The organism is Sphingomonas sp. ASY06-1R (assembly GCF_052180265.1).
In the GTDB taxonomy this organism is placed as follows: Bacteria; Pseudomonadota; Alphaproteobacteria; order Sphingomonadales; family Sphingomonadaceae; genus Sphingomonas_I.
In genome coordinates this window covers 2005932-2023914 of the sequence record NZ_CP197464.1, presented here as the reverse complement: position 1 = coordinate 2023914, position 17983 = coordinate 2005932, and the positions used below count along the sequence as shown (strand labels likewise).

The following is a 17983-nucleotide window of genomic DNA, read 5'->3' as shown; positions in this document are numbered from 1 at the left end:
GCACCCGCTTTATGACGAGGCGTTCGGACGATACGATGACCGGACTGTAAAGACGACGTATAGAGGCCTGATGTCTGACCGCGAGAGCATGAATTATGATGTTGTGATCGTCGGCGGAGGGCCCGCCGGCCTGTCCGCCGCGATCCGGCTGAAGCAGATCGATAGCGACATCGCCGTGTGCGTGCTGGAAAAGGGCTCCGAGATCGGCGCCCATATCCTGTCCGGCGCGGTGATCGACCCGATCGCACTGGATGAACTGATTCCCGACTGGCGGGATAGCGACTGTCCACTCGATGTGCCGGTGACGGAGAACCATCACTGGATTTTAAGTCGGACCGGCCGGACCGCTTTGCCGCATTGGCTGATGCCGCCGTTGATGAGCAACAAGGGCACCTACACCGGTTCGCTTGGAAATCTGTGCCGCTGGCTCGCCGGACGGGCGGAGGCATTGGGGGTGGAGATCTTCCCGGGCTTTGCCGCCGCCGAAATCCTGTTCAACGACGACGGCTCCGTCCAGGGTGTGGCAACCGGGGACATGGGCGTGGCGCGCGACGGTACGCATCGGCCGGACTATCAGCCGGGAATTGCGCTTCATGCGCGCTATACCTTCTTCGCGGAAGGTGCCCGCGGCAGCCTGACCAAGGAGGCCAAGCGGCTGTTTGACCTCGAACGGGATTGTCAGCCTCAGGTCTATGGGCTTGGAATTAAAGAGCTTTGGGATATCGATCCGGCGAAGCATGTGCCGGGACGGGTGATCCACACGCAGGGTTGGCCGTTGACGGATGAGGTTGGCGGCGGGTTCCTGTATCATCAGGCAAACAACCAGGTCGCGCTCGGCTATGTCGTGGGGCTGGGCTACAAAAATCCTCATCTGTCGCCGTTCCACGAATTCCAGCGCTGGAAGCAGCACCCTGCGATCCGCTCGATCCTGGAGGGCGGGCGGCGTGTCAGCTATGGTGCGCGGGCGATCAATGAAGGCGGGTGGCAATCGGTGCCGAAGCTTGCCTTCCCGGGCGGCGCGCTGATCGGCTGTTCTGCCGGTTTTGTGAATGTGCCGCGGATCAAGGGCACGCATACGGCGATGAAGTCGGCCATGCTCGCGGCGGAGGCGGCCTCAGCGGCGATCGCGGCGGGCCGTGCCGGCGATGTGCTCGACGCCTATCAGCCCGCCGTGGAGGCGAGCTGGATCGCGCGCGAGCTGAAGAAAGTCCGCAATGCGGAGCCTGCTCTTGCCAAATTCGGCCCTGCGGTCGGGACCTTATGGGCAGGCTTTGACATGTGGATGCGGCAGCTGAAGATCGGCTTGCCCTACAGTTTTGGCCATCATCGCGACAGCAAGACGCTGTGGCGCAAGGACATGGTGAAACCGATCGATTATCCCAAGCCCGACGGCGTGATCAGTTTCGATCGACTGTCATCGGTGTTCCTCTCCAACACCAATCACGAAGAGGATCAGCCGATCCATCTGACGCTGAAGGATGCGGAGGTGCCGATCGCGGTCAATCTGGCGCTGTACGATAGCCCGGAGCAGCTTTATTGCCCCGCTGGCGTTTACGAAATCGTGGACGGACCCCGGCTGCAGATAAACGCGCAGAATTGCGTCCACTGCAAAAGTTGCGACATCAAGGACCCAACCCAGAATATCAACTGGGTGGTTCCCGAAGGCGGGGGCGGACCCAATTACCCCAATATGTGAGATTCGCGTGCGCTATCAGGCTGCAATGATCGGAATAGCCGCGGCCTTGTTGGGCGCTGTGCCCACACACGGCATCGCTCCCCGCGCGTCTTTGGCGAGCCTGTATGTGCGCGCTCGTGCCGCGCAGGTTGCCGGCGACACGGCGGCCGCCAATGCGGGATTCACCGCGCTGCTGGCGGCAGATCCGGGTAACACGGTGTTTGCGGACCGCGCGTACCGCCAGGCGGTCACGGCGGGCGATATACCGCTCGCGTTACGGGCGGCCCGGATGCTGGATGCACGGCAGGCTCTTCCATCCGACGGCTATGCGCTGCTGGCGCTTGAGCAGATACGTGCACGCAATTGGACGAAGGCGGGGGAGGCGACGGAGCGGCTCGCCAAGGATCGGCTGTTCGGCTTTTTTGCGCCCTATTTCCGGGCCTGGATCGCGGTGGGTTCGCGCAAGGGGGATCCGCTCGCCTTGGCCCAGGCCGCACAGGGCGCGTCGATTGGCGGCAATTATTATGCGGAACAGCGTACCCTTTTGCTGATCGCGACCGGTCGTGCGGAGCAAGCGCGGGCCGAGCGCGGAGGGGATATTTCCGGACGCCTGCCGGCGATGGTCACGGGCCCCGATGAAGGCCTGGCGGTGCTGCTCGCTCATTTTTCGAGCGATCTTTCGCGCCAGCAGCTGAGCCCGCTTGGCTTGATCATCGGCCGGCTGGCGAGTTACGCCGCTCCCGATTTCTCGCCGGCCTGGTTGTTGCTGGCGGAGCAGCTGCGCACGATGCATCGGCCCGATCTGGCGCTGGCCGCGATCGATCACATCCCGGCGGCGGATCCTCTGGCGGCCAATGCGCAGGCGATGCGGATCGGCTTGCTCGACGATAGCGGCAAGCGTGACGCGGCCTTGGCCGAGGCGCTGGGCGCTGCCCGCCGCGAGGGCGCCGCACCCCAGGATTGGGCGCGGGTTGGCGACCTGTATCTGGCGATGGAACGGCCAGCCGACGCGGTCGGGGCCTATGCCCGAGCTGTCGCGGCCGCCGATACGGCCAAGCTGGCGCCGGACCTGATGTGGCCTTTGCTGCTGCAGCAGGGGGCGGCACTGAATGCGGCGGGGGATTGGCCTGCCGCCAAGGTGGCGCTCGATCGTGCCTATGCGATCGCGCCGGGCGAGGCGGTCGTGCTTAACCAGGTCGGTTATTCTTATATCGAGCATAAAGAGAATATCGATCGCGCAGCGGCCATGATCGAACAGGCCAGCAAATTGCAGCCGGACGACGCCGCGATTACGGATTCACTAGGCTGGGTGCTGTTTCTCCGCGGCAAGAGTGCCGAAGCGGTGCCGCTGCTGGAGCGCGCGGCGGCGAGCAGCCCGGGCGAACCGACGATCAACGAGCATCTGGGCGATGCCTATTGGTCGTTGGGACGGCTGTTCGAGGCGCGTTATGCCTGGCGCGCCGCCCTGATCACCGCGGAAGACAAGGATCGGGGACGGATCAGCAGCAAGATCGATGTCGGACCAAGCGGGGCAACGGCGGCGCCGTGAGCAGCGCCACCGAGACCGCCTTTGCCAAGATCAACCTCGCGCTGCATGTGCGGCGGCGCGATCCCGACGGCTATCATGCGATCGAGACGCTGTTCGCATTCGCCGAGGACGGCGACCGCCTGAGGCTGATCGATCGTCCCGGGCTGACGATCAGTGGGCCGTTCGCAGCCGGGCTGGAGGATTCCGATAATCTGGTACTGAAGGCGGCGCGCGCTTTCATGGCGCTGACGGGGCAGGGCGACGGGCTGGGCTTTGCGCTGGAGAAGAATTTGCCGGTGGCGTCGGGCATTGGCGGCGGCTCGGCGGATGCGGCGGCCGCGTTGCGTCTGCTATGTGGCCGTTTTGGCAAGAACCCGGCGGACCCCGCCATTCAGGCACTGGCTGCCGGGCTTGGTGCCGACGTACCCGCCTGCCTGTTGTCGCAACCGGTACGGGGCGCGGGGCGCGGCGACCGGCTGACTCCCGTCTCGGATCTACCCGCGGGCATGCCGCTCTTGCTGGTTAACCCCAACCAGCCGCTGGCGACAGGCGCAGTCTTTGCCGGATGGGATGGGCTTGATCGCGGCGCGCTGGGAGAGGGCGATCCGCTGGCCCTGGCGCGCGGCGGTCGCAACGATCTGGAAGCGCCTGCTGTTGCCTTGATGCCGCCTATCGCTGTCATATTGGGCCGCTTGCGGGAGCAGGCGGGAGCGTTGCTGGTCCGGATGTCCGGCTCAGGGGCGACATGCTTTGCGTTGTTTGACGCAGCAAAATCACGCGACACCGCGGCGCAGACTATCGGCGAACGGCATCCCGAATGGTGGCAGATGTCGAGCCGGCTACGATGAGCGGCGCCTGGACCGACCTGGATGGCGATGCCGCAACGGGCATGCTGCTGATCGGCGATCACGCCTCCAACCATGTGCCATACGATATCGATTTGGGTGTGCCGGACGCGGTGCTGCACGAACATGTCGCGATCGATATCGGTGTGGCGGATCTGGGGCGGGCGCTCTGCAACACCTTGGGCTGCCCGGCCATCCTGGGTGGGGTCTCGCGCCTGGTGGTGGACTTCAATCGGGAGGAGGATGCGGCCGGCCTGATCCCCGTCGTCAGCGATGGCCATGATATTCCAGGGAATGCGGCGCTTAGCCCGGAGCAGCGCGACCTGCGGATCGCGCTTTATTGGCGCCCCTATCATCGGCATATCCATGATAGGATTGCAAAGGATCGGCCCAAGCTTCTGATTTCTCTGCACAGCTTTACGCCGCGGTTGAAGACAGACAGCGCCGAACGTCCGTGGCAGATCGGCATCCTTTACAATGAGGATGACCGCGCGGCACGGATCGCGCTGCCACTGCTCGATCAGGCTGGGATCGTGGCTGGCGATAATCTGCCTTATTCGGGCCAGGTCCTGAACGCGACGATGAACCGGCATGGCGAAGGCAACGCCATCGCTTATCTGGGGATCGAGGTGCGGCAGGACTTGATCGACGATCCGGCAGGCATTTCCAGTTGGTGTGAGGTCCTGGCTCCCATCATCAGCGGCGTGCGCGACAGTCTGGCCGCGCGTGACTGAAGGCGCGCCCATCCTGACCGCGAACCAGATGCGGGCATTCGAGCAGCGGACGATCGATGCCGGCTGTCCGGTCGAGACATTGATGGAGCGTGCCGGCGCGGCCGTGGCGGAGTTGGTGTGGCGCGTAGCGGGTCGCGCCGAAACGCTGATCCTGTGCGGGCCGGGCAATAATGGCGGGGACGGCTATGTCGCGGCGCGCATTCTGCAGGCGCGCGGTGTTGCCGTGCGCGTCGCGGTCGCGGCACCGCCTTCGTCGGACGCGGCCCAAAAGGCTGCAGCGCTCTGGGATGGACCACGCACTTCGCTGGCAGAGGCGCGCCCGGCTGCGGTCGTAGTCGATGCCTTGTTCGGCACAGGGCTGACACGACCAATCGAGAGTCCGATTAGCGAAGAGTATCTCCGGCTCTGCGCGGCGGCGCAGCGTCGGATCGCGGTGGATTTGCCAAGCGGAGTCACGACCGACGAGGGGCACGTGCTCGGCACCGTGCCCCATTTCCATTTCACGGTGGCGCTGGGGGCACTCAAGCCGGCGCACAGGCTGCTCCCTGCTGCCGAATATTGTGGGCGCGTGACCGTGGCGGATATCGGCCTCGGTCCAATAGCGGAGGCGCCGACATTCGAGATTGGCCGGCCGCGCCTCGTCTCTCCAGGGCATGATGCCAATAAATATAGCCGCGGCAAATTGGTGGTTCTGGCCGGCGCCATGTCGGGCGCGAGCCTGCTATCGGCGATGGCAGGGCAACGCAGCGGAGCCGGCTATGTCGAATTGCTCGGTGCAGGCGGTGACGGTCCGCCGCACGCGCTCGTGCGTCGCGATTGGAGCGACAAGGCCGTCGAGGATCCCAGGATCGGTGCCCTGGTCACGGGCCCCGGTCTGGGTCTCGACCATGCCGCGCGCGATCGGCTCGACGCCGCATTGGCCAGTGGCAAGCCGATGGTGCTGGACGCGGATGCCCTGACCTTGATCGGGAAACGCCGCCACGATCGCCTCGCGGGCCATGTGTTGACACCCCATTGGGGTGAGTTCGTGCGGTTGTTCGGGGATAGTCGGGTCGACCGCCTGACGCAGGCACGGGCGGCTGCCGCGGCTTCCGGCGCGGTGGTGCTGCTCAAAGGCGCGGACAGCATTGTCGCGCATCCCGACGGGCGCGCTGGGATCGGGCGCCTGGCGCCGGCCTGGCTGGCGAGCGCCGGCACCGGCGACGTGCTCGCCGGCATCATCGGTGCGCTGCTGGCCCAGGGGCTTGATGGTTTCTCGGCTGCGTGCGCCGGAGTGTGGCTACATTCGGAAGCGGCACGTATTGCGGGACCGGCTTTGATTGCCGACGATCTGGTCCACCATCTTCCCGCGGCCATGAAAGTTTGCCTGTGATCCTGTCCGAAGTCATCCGTCTGGCTGCACGGGGCGACGGCATAACCGCCGACGGTCGTACGGTTGCGCTGGCCGCACCAGGAGACATGGTTTCCAACACGGCCGATATCCTCCCCGGTCCGCACCATGTCGACCCGCCCTGCCGGCACTTTCCGCGCTGTGGCGGATGTCAGCTCCAACATGTTGATGATACGGCCTATTCGGAATATCTGATCGATCGGGTGAGCGGTGCACTGGCGTCTCAGAAGCTGGCCGTGCCGGATATTCGGCGGCCGCATCTCTCGCCGCCGCGCACCCGCCGTCGCGCTTCGCTCAGTGCGGAACGGATCGGCAAGCGCGTCGTGCTGGGCTTCAATGAGGAAGTCAGTCACCACATCGTGGATATGCGGGAATGCCATATCCTGCTGCCGGAGCTGTTCGCGCTGGTCGATCCGATCCGCGTCCTGCTCGCAACGCTACTGAAGCCGCGCACACGTGCGTCGGTGTTCCTTGCCATGACCGATCAGGGCATCGATGTCGCGCTGGACGATGTCACCGTAGAGGGGCTCGCCGCGCACGAGGCGCTGATCAACTTTGCCCAGACCTATAAGCTGGCAAGGCTCGCGGTGGATGAGGGCTATGGCAGCGAGCCGCGCTGGGAGCCCGAGCCGGTGACCGTCACCCTGGACGGCGTGGCGGTCGGCCTGCCGATCAAGTCGTTCTTGCAGGCGACGGCCGATGGCAGCGCCGCCTTGACCAATGCGGTTCAAGAGGTTGTGGGCGATTGCAGTATGATCGCCGATCTGTTCGCGGGCGTCGGTACGTTCGCCTTTCCGCTGGCACGCAAGGCCAAGCTATTGGCCGTGGAAGGCGCGCGTGATCCGGCACTCGCGCTGCAGGTGGCCGCGAACCATAGTGGTCGCCAATTGGCGGTCGAGCATCGCGATTTATTTCGGCGGCCACTGTCGCTCGCCGAACTGGCGCGGTTCGATGCGATCGTCCTCGATCCGCCCAGAGCGGGCGCAAAAGAGCAGATACCGGATCTGGCCCGCGCTGCGGCCACCCGGATTGCTTATGTGTCGTGCAACCCCGCCACATTCGCACGGGACGCGCGGGGGTTGATCGACGGCGGGTGGCAGATCGACTGGATCCAGCCGGTCGGCCAATTCCGCTGGTCGACCCATGTCGAGCTGGCCGCGGCCTTTAGCCGGGCAAACTGACGACTTGCATCCCGGAAGGAGAAACCGTCACGCCGTTCGGCGGTTCAAGGAAAGAGGAGGATGCCAGATGAACGTTTCAAAAGGTGACGTCGTCGAACGGATCGCGCGGGTGCTTGCAGGCCAGCGGCTCAGTGCCAACGCCGATGGCAGCAGCAAGTCCGCTGGGAGCCAAGTCGATGCGTCCTGGTCCGATCATGTCGATGACGCCGTGGCTGTCCTGCGCACATTGCGCGAGCCGGACGCAAGGATGGCTGCGGTTGGCGACCCTGAAGTGTGGGAGCGTATGGTTCTGGCCGCGCTGCCCGAAGGTCATCGCTAATGGCAAAGGGGAGCGGACCGCCGCTCCCCTGAATCCAATTCAATAAAAGTCAGCGGGGTTCGGCGTGGGGGCCTTACAGGCGCGGGTTTTGCCGTGCTTGCACGCATAGACCTGTGCCCGCCACACACGCATCGCGTCGGCATAAGCATTTTGCTGGCGGACATAACGCGCATCCGTGCGGTTGACGGCCCGATCATGCCTGACGAGCGCATCCATATAGGACGCGCGATCGGCCTCATATTGTGCCTGGTCCGCCGCGACCGCGCTATTGTCGGCCTGACTGACTGCCGCGCCGTGGTTATTCAGCGCTGCAGTGGCCGGGGCGCCGGCCGCGTTAATGGCTGCCTGATTGGGCATGGGTGGGGTCGCGTAGCCGCGCTGATATTCCTCTGCCGGCGTGCGGCCGGTCGTGCCGCTGGGTGCGGTCTGCGCAAAGACGGAAGAGACGGCCGTTGCGGCAAGCAACAGCCCGACGATAGGTTTGGCCAACATGGCACGCTCCTTGATGAGGGATGCGGCCTTAAACGAAAGCTATGGGCGGACGTTCCGACCAGGTCCTGATGTGCGTTAGGATCTGGCCGGCGCGAACGTGCCGCTGGCTTCGTCCAGCACGTGCAGCACGCCTTCCGCGATGGCGAAATAGGCGCCGCGAAGGCGCAGTGTTCCGGCCTGCTCGCGTTGGGGAATGAACGGGAAGGTCCGCAGATTGGCCAGACTGACCCGAACGCACTCATGCTCGAGCGCATGGACGGCATGCGGGCCATGGCCATGCTCGGCCACAATCCGGTCGCGTGCTTCGTTCAGCAGGGAGACCCAGTCGGAAATGAAGCCGCCGCTGCCCGGGGGCTCGCCTTCGAAGGCGTGATTGAGCGATGCCGCAACGCCGCCGCAGGCGCCATGGCCAAGGACGATAATCTCCGCGACATTGAGCTGCGTGACCGCGAATTCCAACGCGGCCGAAACGCCATGATGCCCCTGGGAGGTTTCGAACGGAGGAACGAGGTTGGCGATATTGCGGACAACGAACAGCGTCCCCGGGGCGCTGTCGAAAATGCGGGTTGGATCGACCCGGCTGTCCGAGCAGGCGATGACCATCGTCTTGGGCTGCTGCCCTTCGGCCAATTCCGCCCAACGCGCGCGCTGCTGCGACCAATCCTCATCACGAAAGCGGCGGTAGCCTGCCAAAAGTCGTTCAAATTCGTCCATGGATTCGCCTTAGCGGGATGCTGGGGGGTGGCAAGTGGGTCCATGGAACGCTATCTGCCACTCCATGAACGAGCCGTTGCCGATCCGCCCTCAGCGCGAACGCAAGCCGGACTGGATCCGCGTCAAGGCGCCAACCAGCCATGGCTTCAACGAGACGCGTCAATTGATGCGTCGCCTGAACCTCGCCACCGTGTGCGAAGAGGCGGCGTGCCCCAATATCGGCGAGTGCTGGACCAAGAAGCACGCGACCGTGATGATCCTGGGCGACGTCTGCACGCGTGCCTGCGCGTTCTGCAACGTCAAGACCGGCATGCCGCGGGCGGTGGACCTGCTGGAGCCGCAGCATGTCGCCGATGCGGCGGCGGAACTGGGCCTGACCCATATCGTGGTCACCTCGGTCGATCGCGACGATCTGAAGGATGGTGGTGCCAGCCAATTCGTGAAGGTGATCGAGGCGTTGCGCCGGACGACGCCGAGCACGACGATCGAGATTTTGACGCCGGATTTCCGTAACAAGGCCGACAGCGCGGTCGAAGCCATCGTTGCGGCCCGTCCAGATGTCTACAATCACAATCTGGAGACGGTGCCGAGGCTGTATCCGACGATCCGGCCGGGTGCGCGTTATTATGCCTCGCTGCGCTTGCTGGAGCAGGTGAAGCGGCTGGATCCCTCCATCTTCACCAAATCGGGGGTGATGGTCGGCCTGGGCGAAGAGCGGCTGGAAGTGCATCAGGTCATGGACGATATGCGCTCGGCGCAGATCGATTTCCTGACAATGGGCCAATATCTCCAGCCGACGCCCAAACATGCCAAGGTCGCCGAGTTTGTCACGCCGCAGGCATTTGCCGCCTACGGCTCGATCGCGCGCGCTAAAGGCTTCCTGCAGGTCGCCGCGACGCCGCTGACGCGGTCCAGCTACCATGCGGGTGACGATTTCCAGCGGATGCGGGCCGCGCGCGAAGCGCAGCTCAAGACCAGCCGTGCCCCGGCATAATGAAAATCGCCGGCTGCCCTATACGCCGGAGCAGATGTTCGATCTTGTGGCCGATGTTGGCCGCTATGAAGAATTCCTGCCCTGGGTAGCCGCTGTGCGGGTGCGTTCGGATTCGCCCGACGAGATGGTCGCTGACCTCATTGTCGGCTTCCGGGCGCTGAAGGAGCGGTTCACCTCCCGCGTATCGAAGCAGCGGCCGACGAAGATCCACGTCGATTACCTCGATGGACCGCTGAAATATCTGACCAACGACTGGACGTTCGAACCGGATGGGGAGGGCGGCACGATGGTCGGCTTCTGCGTCGACTTCGAATTCCGCAATCGCATCTTCGAAGCGTTGGCTGGACAGATGTTTGGAATGGCCTTCCGCAAAATGGTCAGCGCGTTCGAAGCGCGGGCGGCAAAACTTTACGGAACGACCGGGCCGGTCGGCAATAGCAAGCCGAGCGCGCACAGCGCCGCCTGAAGGCGGATGCCACCGCGGCCCTTGTCTCCGAAATCCTTCTGGTCGGTGATGGCGTCTTCCGGATCGTCGCCCGCTTTCGCCAAGGCGAAAACGACCGTGCCGACCGGCTTGCGATCGGTGCCGCCACCGGGGCCGGCAATCCCGGTGATCGCGACCGCGACGTCGCTGCCCGATTTGGCCACAGCCCCGTGCGCCATTGCCCAGGCGGTGGCGAGGCTGACGGCGCCGAACGTCTCGATCACATCGCCGGCGACCCCCAATAGACGCGTCTTGGCGGCGTCCGAGTAGGTCACGAACCCGGCATCGAACACGTCCGAGGATCCGGGGATTTCCGTCAGCGCCGCGCTGACCAGACCGCCGGTGCAGCTTTCCGCCACCGACACACGGCGGCCCGCCGCGCGGTTTTCGTCGATGACCCGGCGCGCCAAGGCGACCAGCTCGGGCGGGAGGACATTATCGCTCACTGTCGCGTGGCTCCAGCTTACAGATTTTCAGCACTTCGGTGAGCCCCTTGCCCTTGCGCTCGGCAACCGTCAGCGCGAGCACTGCCAGCCTGCCGAGATCGGCACCCGACACGGCGCGGGCGCCCTGGATCGCTTCATTGGCAACGAAGCAATCGTTGCGATTGACCTGCTTGGCGAGCAATCCGCCGAGTGCCGGTTCTGCCAGCATCCGGATTGCGTCCGAATTCATGTCGGGCGGCATGGGCTGACCGAGGAATTTCTGGAAGATAACGCTGATCGCACGTCGTGCCTGCGGCCAGGCGGCCGCGCTGTCGGGACGGTAGCGATCGGCAAGATCGCTGGCATTGGCGACGATATAGGCATTGGGCGCGAGCACCTCGCTGCACCGGCTTCCCAGCTTCTCCACGAGTGTAGGGAGGGCGAAGGTCACGAGTGCGGCCGCCTGCGGCTGCGGTAAACAATCCGGCGCCTGGGCCAGCGCCACGGACGGCATGGTCAGCGTCATCAGCAACAGCCCGGCGCGGTTCGATAAGTTCATACGTCACTCTCCGGCAGGCGCACGGTCGCCGCTGCCTGGGCCGCGATGCCTTCGCGACGGCCCGTAAAGCCAAGACGCTCCGTTGTGGTGGCCTTGATACTGATCTTCGCCTCCTGAAGCGCCAACAGTTCGGCAATCCGCGCGCGAATCGCGTCACGATGCGGGCCGACCTTGGGCTCCTCGCACACAATGGTTAAGTCGACATGATCGATCCGTCCGCCGCGTTGTGCAATCCGATCCGCGGCATAAGTGAGGAAGCGGTGCGAGGCGGCGCCCCGCCATTGCGGATCGCTCGGCGGGAAATGCGTGCCGATGTCGCCATCCCCGATCGTGCCGAGCAAAGCGTCTGTGAGCGCGTGAAGCGCGACATCGGCATCGGAATGGCCGGCGAGTGCGCGGTGATGCGGGATGTGGATGCCCCCCAGCCAGATACCATCGCCCTCGGCAAAGCTATGGACGTCGAAGCCCAAGGCGGTTCGGGATACCATATTGGCGGCAAGGCGCCGCTCCGCCGCTGCGAAATCGGCGGGAAAGGTCAGCTTGTCGAGCAAAGGGGATCCTTCGACGGTGTGGACGGTCAGGCCGGCCGCGCGCGCGACCTGGGCATCATCCGTGGCCTCGCGATGATTGTCCCATGCGGCGTGCGCCTTGCGGATTGCAGCGGTGCGGAAGGCCTGCGGGGTCTGGATGCGCGCGAGGCCCTCGCGCGAGATCGTGGCGCCAAGGCTGGCATCGGCATGCGCAAGCGTATCGGCAACCGGAAGGACCGGAACCGCGCCGGGCGCTTCGTCCAGGGCCGCAAGCAATCGATCGATCACTGTGGGCGGAAGGAAAGGACGCGCGGCATCATGAATCAGCACCCTTTCGCCGCTGACGGCGGCAAGCCCGTTCAGCACCGACTGGCGGCGGGTCACACCCCCCGTCACGGGCGGTGCAAGCTGGCGATCGCCGATCGCGGCACGATAAAGCGATTCCTGGCCTGCACCGATCACGACGATGATCTCGGAAATGGCGGGATGGCCGATAAGCGAATCGATCGCGTGCGCCAGCACGGCTTTTCCACCCAGCGGAAGAAACTGTTTAGGCAGGTCCTGCCCAGATCGCGTGCCGCTGCCTGCGGCAACGATCAGCGCTGTAACATGGTCATCCATCCGGCGCGGCCTAGCGTGTCCAGGGCGGTAAGAACATATCGCTCAGCCCGCGCACGGTGAAAGCCCTGGTGGCGGCAGCCAGGCGGTTCATGCGGCCTGATGCGCGGCTTGCAAGGCCTCGGCGAACAGACGGAATTCCTTATCGCGCGGCGAACCCTTGCGCCAGACGAGCGCAATGCGACGGGAAGGGTGGTCCGCATCCAGCGGGCGAGCGACGACCCCGGTGTGGTCGAGGATGCCCGCGTCCAGCGCCATCTCCGGCAACATGGTCACGCCCAAGCCATTGTCCACCATCTGCACCAGCGTGTGGAGCGACGTGCCCATCATCGCGGCGCCGGCCCGCAATTCCGGGCGGTTGCATGCGGCCAGCGCATGATCCTTCAGGCAATGGCCATCCTCCAGCAGCAGCAGGCGGCTTTCGTCGATCGCGTCAGCCCGCATCAGCGCCGGAAGGTTGGCCCCGTCGGCTCCCGGATAGGCGACGAACAGCCGATCCTCGAACAAATCGGCGTAGTCGATATCGCCGCAGGCATAAGGAAGGGCCAGCAGCACGCAATCGACATGGCCGCGGTGGAGCGATTCGCACGCCGCGGCCGAAGGCTCCTCACGGAGATAAAGTTTCAGTTCAGGCCATTGGTCGCGCAGCTTGCCCATGATGCGCGGCAGCAGGAAGGGCGCGATCGTGGGGATCACCCCCATCCGCAATTCGCCGGCCAGCGGCTTGCTGGCGGCCCGGGCCAGCGCCGAAAGCTCCTCCGCCTCCCGCAGCACCCGTTCGCCCTTGTCGGCGATACGAAGACCCAGTGGGGTGAAGCGAACCACCCGCCGCGTGCGTTCGACCAGCATCACGCCTAAAAGCGACTCGAGTTCGCGCAGTCCGGCGGACAGCGTGGACTGGGTCACGAAACAGGCTTCGGCGGCGCGGCCGAAATGGCCGGTGTCCCGCAACGCGACCAGATATTGCAACTGTTTGAGAGTGGGGAGATAGACCGCCATTTATCGCTCCAATCGATCAATACCGGCTAAATAATCAATTGGCTAAGCGAATGCCAGATGCCCACATGCACCCTGCGTTTCCCATCCAACCCGGAGAATATAAATGCTGACTGTCGGCGACAAATTTCCTGCCCTGAAGCTGCCCGTTCAGGAGGGTGTGTCCGCGCTTCCGAATGGTGAAACGATCGATACGGGCGAAACCGGCGGCAAGTGGAAGGTCGTGTTCTTCTGGCCGAAGGATTTCACGTTCATCTGCCCGACCGAGATTATCGGATATGGCGAGCTGAAGAACGATCTGGCGGATCGCGATGCCGTGCTGATCGGCGCGTCGACCGATACCGATTTCGTCCACTTCGCATGGCGCAAGTCCGACGAGCGGCTAGCCAATTGCGACTTTCCGTGGATCGCGGACAACAAGAAGGAACTGGCGAACGCACTCGGCATCGTCGCGCAGGAAGAGGGCGTTGCCTATCGTGCGACGTTCATCGTCGATCCGCACAATGTCATCCAGCACGTGACCGTCAACGGTCTCAACCAGGGCCGTAACCCGGCCGAAGCGATCCGCGTGCTCGACGCGCTGCAGACCGACGAACTCTGCCCGTGCAACTGGCAGCAGGGCGAAGAAGTGCTGAAGCCCGCCGCCTAATTACCAAGAATGATGAAGGGGCGCGGGTGGCTACCGCCGCTCGCGCCTTTTTCATGCCCGCAACAGGAGAATATCATGTCACTTCGTGAATTTGCGGAGGCCTTGCCCGATTATGCCAAGGACATCCGCCTGAACCTCAACTCGCTGGCCGGCGATCAGACGCTGGGCGATCAGCGCAAATATGGCCTGTTGCTTACCACCGCGCACGGCTCCGGTTACAAGCCGCTCGTCGATGCGGCTGAGGCGGAATGTGCGCCGAAGCTTTCGCCCGAGGCGGCCAATGCAGCCCGTGCCGCGGCGGCGATCATGGCGATGAACAACGTCTATTACCGTTTCACGCATCTGGCTTCGAACAAGGAATATGCAACGCTGCCGGCAAAGCTGCGGATGAACGTGATCGGCAATCCCGGCATCGACAAGGCCGATTTCGAATTGTTCAGCCTGGCCGTGTCGGCCCAGAATGGCTGTGGCATGTGCATCGACAGCCATGAAAAGGTGCTGAAGAGCCATGGTGTTTCGGCGGACATCATCCAGGCCGCGGCCCGGATCGGATCGGTCATGACCGCCGCAGCCACCGTGCACGCGACGCGCGTTTAACCTATGTGTCTGGCGCGAGCTGCCGTCGTCTCAGCGGCGGCTCGCGCGACATGTCCGCCATTTCCATGATCTTCGCGCGCAGCTGCGCCCGCTTGTCGTGAATGGAGGCGATTACCGGCCCCATTGCCAGTCCCAGATCGACAAGCACCGCTTCGGATAATTGCAGCGACGATTCGACGGTTTCCGGAACCGCGTCGGTGGCGCCCGCACGATAGAGCTGGGCGGCCTGCTTCGGATCCCGTGCGCGGGCGACGATGGTCAAATTCGGAAATTGCGTGCGGAGCAGCTTGGTAAGACGGATCACCTGCACCGGATCATCCATTGTCAGCACGATGGCGCTTGCCTTGGCGACGCCCAACCGATCGATCATGCCAGGACGGACGATGTCGCCGAAAGAGGCGTGGTAGCCGCGCTCGCGCGCGGAGGCGACGAGATCGGCGTCGGCGTCGATCGCGAGATATGCCCGTTTGTGCGCGTCCAGCATCTGCGCCACCAGCCGGCCGACCCGGCCGAAGCCGATGATCAGGACACGCGGCTGACCTTCATCGATAGCCGGGAGCGGCTCCTCATTGCTGCGCCGCTCGACCCGTTTTGACAAAGCGCGGCCCGCCTGCGCGAGCATGGGCGTGATCGTCAGCCCCAGCGCCGTCACAATCTCCCAGAAAGTAGCGGTTTGCGGGCCGACCAGTCCCCCCGCCGCCGCCGTGCCCAGGACGATCAGGGTCGTTTCCGCCGGGGCGGCCATCAGCAGACCGGTTTCCAGACTGACGCCGCGTCGCGCGCCGCCCACCCGCAGCAACAGCCCTGTCACCAAGGCCTTCACCGCGACCACGCCGATCAGAGCCAGCAGCAGCTCGACCCAGCGATCCGCCACCACCGAAAGGTCCAGCGACATGCCCACGCTTAACAGAAAGATGCCGAGCGCCAGGCCTTTGAACGGCGCGGTTATCCCTTCGACCTCCTCGTGATAGTCGGTCTCGGCAATCAGGATGCCGGCGATCAGCGCGCCAACGATAGGGGACAGACCGGCGGCGGCAGTGGCTACGCTGGCAAGGATGACGACCAGCAGGCTGACCGCCAGGAACAATTCAGGACTCTTGGTCCGGGCCGCCTGTGCGAACAAGCGGGGCAGGGCGATGCGGCCGAGCAGGAGCATCGCTGCGATCGTGCCGCCGCCGATCAGCAGGGTGCGTAAGAGCTCCGGCCAGGCACTGCCGCCATGGGGAGCGAGCGCCCCGAGCGCGAAGATGATCGGCACGAGCGCCAGATCTTCGAACAGGAGCATGGCGAAGGCACGCTGCCCGACCGGGCCGCTCGTCCCGGCAATGGGAAGTACCAGCGCGGTCGAGGATAAGGCCAACGCAACGCCTAGCCCGAAAGCGGTGATCAGACCCTGACCGAACGCAAGGAAGCCGAGTGCCAGCAACACGGCGCAACCGATCAATTCAGCCGCGCCCAGACCGAACACTTCTTTGCGCATTTTCCAAAGTCTTCGGAACGAAAGTTCAAGTCCGATCGAAAAGAGCAGCATGACGATGCCGAGCTCCGCAAAGGGCTCGATCGCATGAGGATCGCTGATCGTGGCATAGAAGAGCCAGGGCGCATCCGGAACAAATCGGCCCAGCCCGGCCGGGCCCACGGCAATGCCCACAAGGATAAAGCCGATGACGGGGTTTATCCTGAACCGCGCAAATGCCGGAATGACGATGCCGGCCGCGCCCAAGATGACGAGCGCGTCACTGAATCCCGCTGAATCGATTGGCAGAGTCATGGCGCGATCTTTGCCTGCTTTGGCCCGGAAGGCTAGGGCGGAGCGGCAGCTTCTATATGGACCGACTGCGCGATCAAGGTGTGGGCGGCGGAACTCGCGGCCGGGATGATGGGGCCTATTTGTCGCGCATAGCCGTGCTCACCTGCCAGGTGCGGATCGCGATTTCACGCATCTGGTCAGCCGGCCGAAGCCGCCGCGCTCCACCGTGAGGGAGAAGGCGGCGGCTCCAGCCGGTAAGCTATTGCCCTACGCTCAGGCCCAGGTGGCCATCTTATTCTCGAGGTTGACGCGAACCGCCTCGAAGAATTGCTCGGTCGTCATCCATGCCTGATCGGGACCGACGAGAAGCGCCAGATCCTTGGTCATGGCACCGCTCTCGACGGTCTCGACACAGACCTTTTCAAGCTCTTCGGCAAAGCGCGTCACGTCGGGTGTGTCGTCAAACTTGCCGCGGAACTTGAGGCCGCCGGTCCAGGCGAAGATGGATGCGATCGGGTTGGTCGACGTCGCCTTGCCCTGCTGGTGCTGGCGGAAATGGCGGGTGACCGTGCCGTGCGCGGCCTCGGCTTCGATCGTCTTGCCGTCCGGGGTCATCAGAACCGACGTCATGAGACCGAGCGAGCCGAAGCCCTGCGCGACCTGATCGGACTGCACGTCGCCGTCATAATTCTTGCAGGCCCATACGAATTCACCATGCCATTTCAGCGCGCTCGCGACCATGTCATCGATCAGGCGATGTTCGTACACAATCCCAGCGTCCTTGAACGCATCCTTGAATTCGCTTTCAAAAACCTCCGCAAAGATGTCCTTGAAGCGGCCGTCATACGCCTTGAGGATCGTGTTCTTGGTCGACAGATAGACCGGCCAGCGGCGGCCCAGGCCATAATTCATGCTGGCACGCGCAAAGTCGCGGATCGATTCGTCGAGATTGTACATGCCCATCGCGACACCGGCGGCGGGAAAATCGAACACCTCTTCCTCGATGACCTGGCCGTCTTCACCCTGCCACTTCATCATCAGCTTGCCCTTGCCGGGCACGCGGAAGTCGGTTGCCTTATACTGATCGCCGAACGCATGGCGGCCGACAACGATCGGCTTGGTCCAACCCGGGATCAGGCGGGGCACGTTCTGGATGACGATAGGCTCACGGAAAACCACCCCGCCCAGAATGTTGCGGATCGTCCCGTTGGGCGACTTCCACATCTTCTTGAGGCTGAATTCCTCAACCCGCTGTTCGTCCGGCGTGATCGTCGCGCATTTTACGCCAACGCCATATTTCTGGATGGCATGTGCGCTGTCGATCGTGACCTGATCGTTGGTTGCATCGCGATTTTCGATGCTGAGATCATAATATTCCAGATCGATATCGAGGTAGGGCTTGATCAAGCGCTCGCGGATCCATTCCCAGATGATCCGCGTCATCTCATCGCCGTCGATCTCGACGACGGGGGTTTTAACCTTGATCTTCGCCATAAAGCTGTT

19 protein-coding genes are annotated in these 17983 nt (G+C 64.0%); 11 read left to right on the top strand and 8 right to left on the bottom strand.

Going from position 1 to position 17983, the window contains the following annotated elements; genetic code table 11:
• Nucleotides 1-70: 70 nt before the first annotated feature.
• From ACSBM8_RS09815 to ACSBM8_RS09785, 7 genes are all read left to right on the top strand, one after another.
• Entirely contained in the window at nucleotides 71-1696 is a 1626-nt protein-coding gene (locus tag ACSBM8_RS09815) for an electron transfer flavoprotein-ubiquinone oxidoreductase (protein ID WP_442681434.1), read from the top strand.
• A 25-nt stretch (nucleotides 1697-1721) separates the two neighbouring features.
• Nucleotides 1722-3224, top strand: coding sequence for a tetratricopeptide repeat protein (locus ACSBM8_RS09810; protein WP_442681433.1), 1503 nt, complete (start codon nucleotides 1722-1724; stop codon nucleotides 3222-3224).
• On the top strand, nucleotides 3221-4051 hold the full coding sequence (locus ACSBM8_RS09805; RefSeq protein WP_442681432.1) for a 4-(cytidine 5'-diphospho)-2-C-methyl-D-erythritol kinase: 831 nt from the start codon (nucleotides 3221-3223) through the stop codon (nucleotides 4049-4051). The genes ACSBM8_RS09810 and ACSBM8_RS09805 overlap by 4 nt, the downstream gene beginning before the upstream one ends.
• Complete coding sequence (locus ACSBM8_RS09800) at nucleotides 4048-4782, top strand: N-formylglutamate amidohydrolase (RefSeq protein WP_442681431.1); 735 nt, start codon at nucleotides 4048-4050, stop codon at nucleotides 4780-4782. The genes ACSBM8_RS09805 and ACSBM8_RS09800 overlap by 4 nt, the downstream gene beginning before the upstream one ends.
• Nucleotides 4775-6154, top strand: a complete 1380-nt coding sequence (locus ACSBM8_RS09795) for an NAD(P)H-hydrate dehydratase (protein ID WP_442681430.1) — start codon at nucleotides 4775-4777, stop codon at nucleotides 6152-6154. Before ACSBM8_RS09800 ends, ACSBM8_RS09795 begins: the two co-directional genes overlap by 8 nt.
• 2 nt (nucleotides 6155-6156) lie before the next feature.
• Complete coding sequence (locus ACSBM8_RS09790; RefSeq protein ID WP_442681547.1) at nucleotides 6157-7353, top strand: class I SAM-dependent RNA methyltransferase; 1197 nt, start codon at nucleotides 6157-6159, stop codon at nucleotides 7351-7353.
• 67 nt (nucleotides 7354-7420) lie between these two features.
• Entirely contained in the window at nucleotides 7421-7672 is a 252-nt protein-coding gene (locus tag ACSBM8_RS09785) for a hypothetical protein (RefSeq protein ID WP_442681429.1), read from the top strand.
• 39 nt (nucleotides 7673-7711) lie between these two features.
• On the opposite strand, the gene ACSBM8_RS09780 is transcribed toward ACSBM8_RS09785, so the two are convergent.
• Both ACSBM8_RS09780 and ACSBM8_RS09775 read right to left on the bottom strand, forming a co-directional pair.
• Nucleotides 7712-8164: a hypothetical protein gene (locus ACSBM8_RS09780; protein ID WP_442681428.1), complete on the bottom strand. Its 453-nt coding sequence runs from the start codon at nucleotides 8162-8164 to the stop codon at nucleotides 7712-7714.
• Between the two features lie 75 nt (nucleotides 8165-8239).
• Nucleotides 8240-8878: a carbonic anhydrase gene (locus ACSBM8_RS09775; RefSeq protein WP_442681427.1), complete on the bottom strand. Its 639-nt coding sequence runs from the start codon at nucleotides 8876-8878 to the stop codon at nucleotides 8240-8242.
• Between the two features lie 64 nt (nucleotides 8879-8942).
• On the opposite strand from ACSBM8_RS09775, the gene lipA reads away from it, so the two are divergent.
• A complete protein-coding gene (gene lipA, locus ACSBM8_RS09770) occupies nucleotides 8943-9872 on the top strand; it encodes a lipoyl synthase (protein WP_442681426.1) in 930 nt (309 codons plus the stop codon).
• Complete coding sequence (locus tag ACSBM8_RS09765) at nucleotides 9859-10338, top strand: type II toxin-antitoxin system RatA family toxin (protein WP_442681425.1); 480 nt, start codon at nucleotides 9859-9861, stop codon at nucleotides 10336-10338. The genes lipA and ACSBM8_RS09765 overlap by 14 nt, the downstream gene beginning before the upstream one ends.
• On the opposite strand, the gene ACSBM8_RS09760 is transcribed toward ACSBM8_RS09765, so the two are convergent.
• The 4 genes from ACSBM8_RS09760 to ACSBM8_RS09745 form a co-directional block, all read right to left on the bottom strand.
• On the bottom strand, nucleotides 10281-10802 hold the full coding sequence (locus tag ACSBM8_RS09760) for a CinA family protein (protein WP_442681424.1): 522 nt from the start codon (nucleotides 10800-10802) through the stop codon (nucleotides 10281-10283). The genes ACSBM8_RS09765 and ACSBM8_RS09760 overlap by 58 nt on opposite strands.
• Nucleotides 10792-11340, bottom strand: coding sequence for a hypothetical protein (locus ACSBM8_RS09755; protein WP_442681423.1), 549 nt, complete (start codon nucleotides 11338-11340; stop codon nucleotides 10792-10794). Before ACSBM8_RS09755 ends, ACSBM8_RS09760 begins: the two co-directional genes overlap by 11 nt.
• Nucleotides 11337-12491 (bottom strand): bifunctional 2-C-methyl-D-erythritol 4-phosphate cytidylyltransferase/2-C-methyl-D-erythritol 2,4-cyclodiphosphate synthase, encoded by a 1155-nt coding sequence (locus ACSBM8_RS09750; protein WP_442681422.1) that lies wholly within the window; start codon nucleotides 12489-12491, stop codon nucleotides 11337-11339. The genes ACSBM8_RS09755 and ACSBM8_RS09750 overlap by 4 nt, the downstream gene beginning before the upstream one ends.
• Nucleotides 12492-12578: 87 nt before the next feature.
• Nucleotides 12579-13487: a hydrogen peroxide-inducible genes activator gene (locus tag ACSBM8_RS09745; protein WP_442681421.1), complete on the bottom strand. Its 909-nt coding sequence runs from the start codon at nucleotides 13485-13487 to the stop codon at nucleotides 12579-12581.
• A gap of 103 nt (nucleotides 13488-13590) precedes the next feature.
• On the opposite strand from ACSBM8_RS09745, the gene ACSBM8_RS09740 reads away from it, so the two are divergent.
• Both ACSBM8_RS09740 and ACSBM8_RS09735 read left to right on the top strand, forming a co-directional pair.
• On the top strand, nucleotides 13591-14133 hold the full coding sequence (locus tag ACSBM8_RS09740) for a peroxiredoxin (RefSeq protein WP_442681420.1): 543 nt from the start codon (nucleotides 13591-13593) through the stop codon (nucleotides 14131-14133).
• A gap of 75 nt (nucleotides 14134-14208) precedes the next feature.
• A complete protein-coding gene (locus ACSBM8_RS09735) occupies nucleotides 14209-14730 on the top strand; it encodes a carboxymuconolactone decarboxylase family protein (protein ID WP_442681419.1) in 522 nt (173 codons plus the stop codon).
• A 1-nt stretch (nucleotide 14731) separates the two neighbouring features.
• Here the strand turns inward: ACSBM8_RS09735 and ACSBM8_RS09730 are convergent, their stop codons facing one another.
• Complete coding sequence (locus ACSBM8_RS09730) at nucleotides 14732-16501, bottom strand: cation:proton antiporter domain-containing protein (protein ID WP_442681418.1); 1770 nt, start codon at nucleotides 16499-16501, stop codon at nucleotides 14732-14734.
• Nucleotides 16502-16753: 252 nt separating this feature from the next.
• Nucleotides 16754-17974: an NADP-dependent isocitrate dehydrogenase gene (locus ACSBM8_RS09725; protein ID WP_442681417.1), complete on the bottom strand. Its 1221-nt coding sequence runs from the start codon at nucleotides 17972-17974 to the stop codon at nucleotides 16754-16756.
• Nucleotides 17975-17983 lie beyond the last annotated feature (9 nt).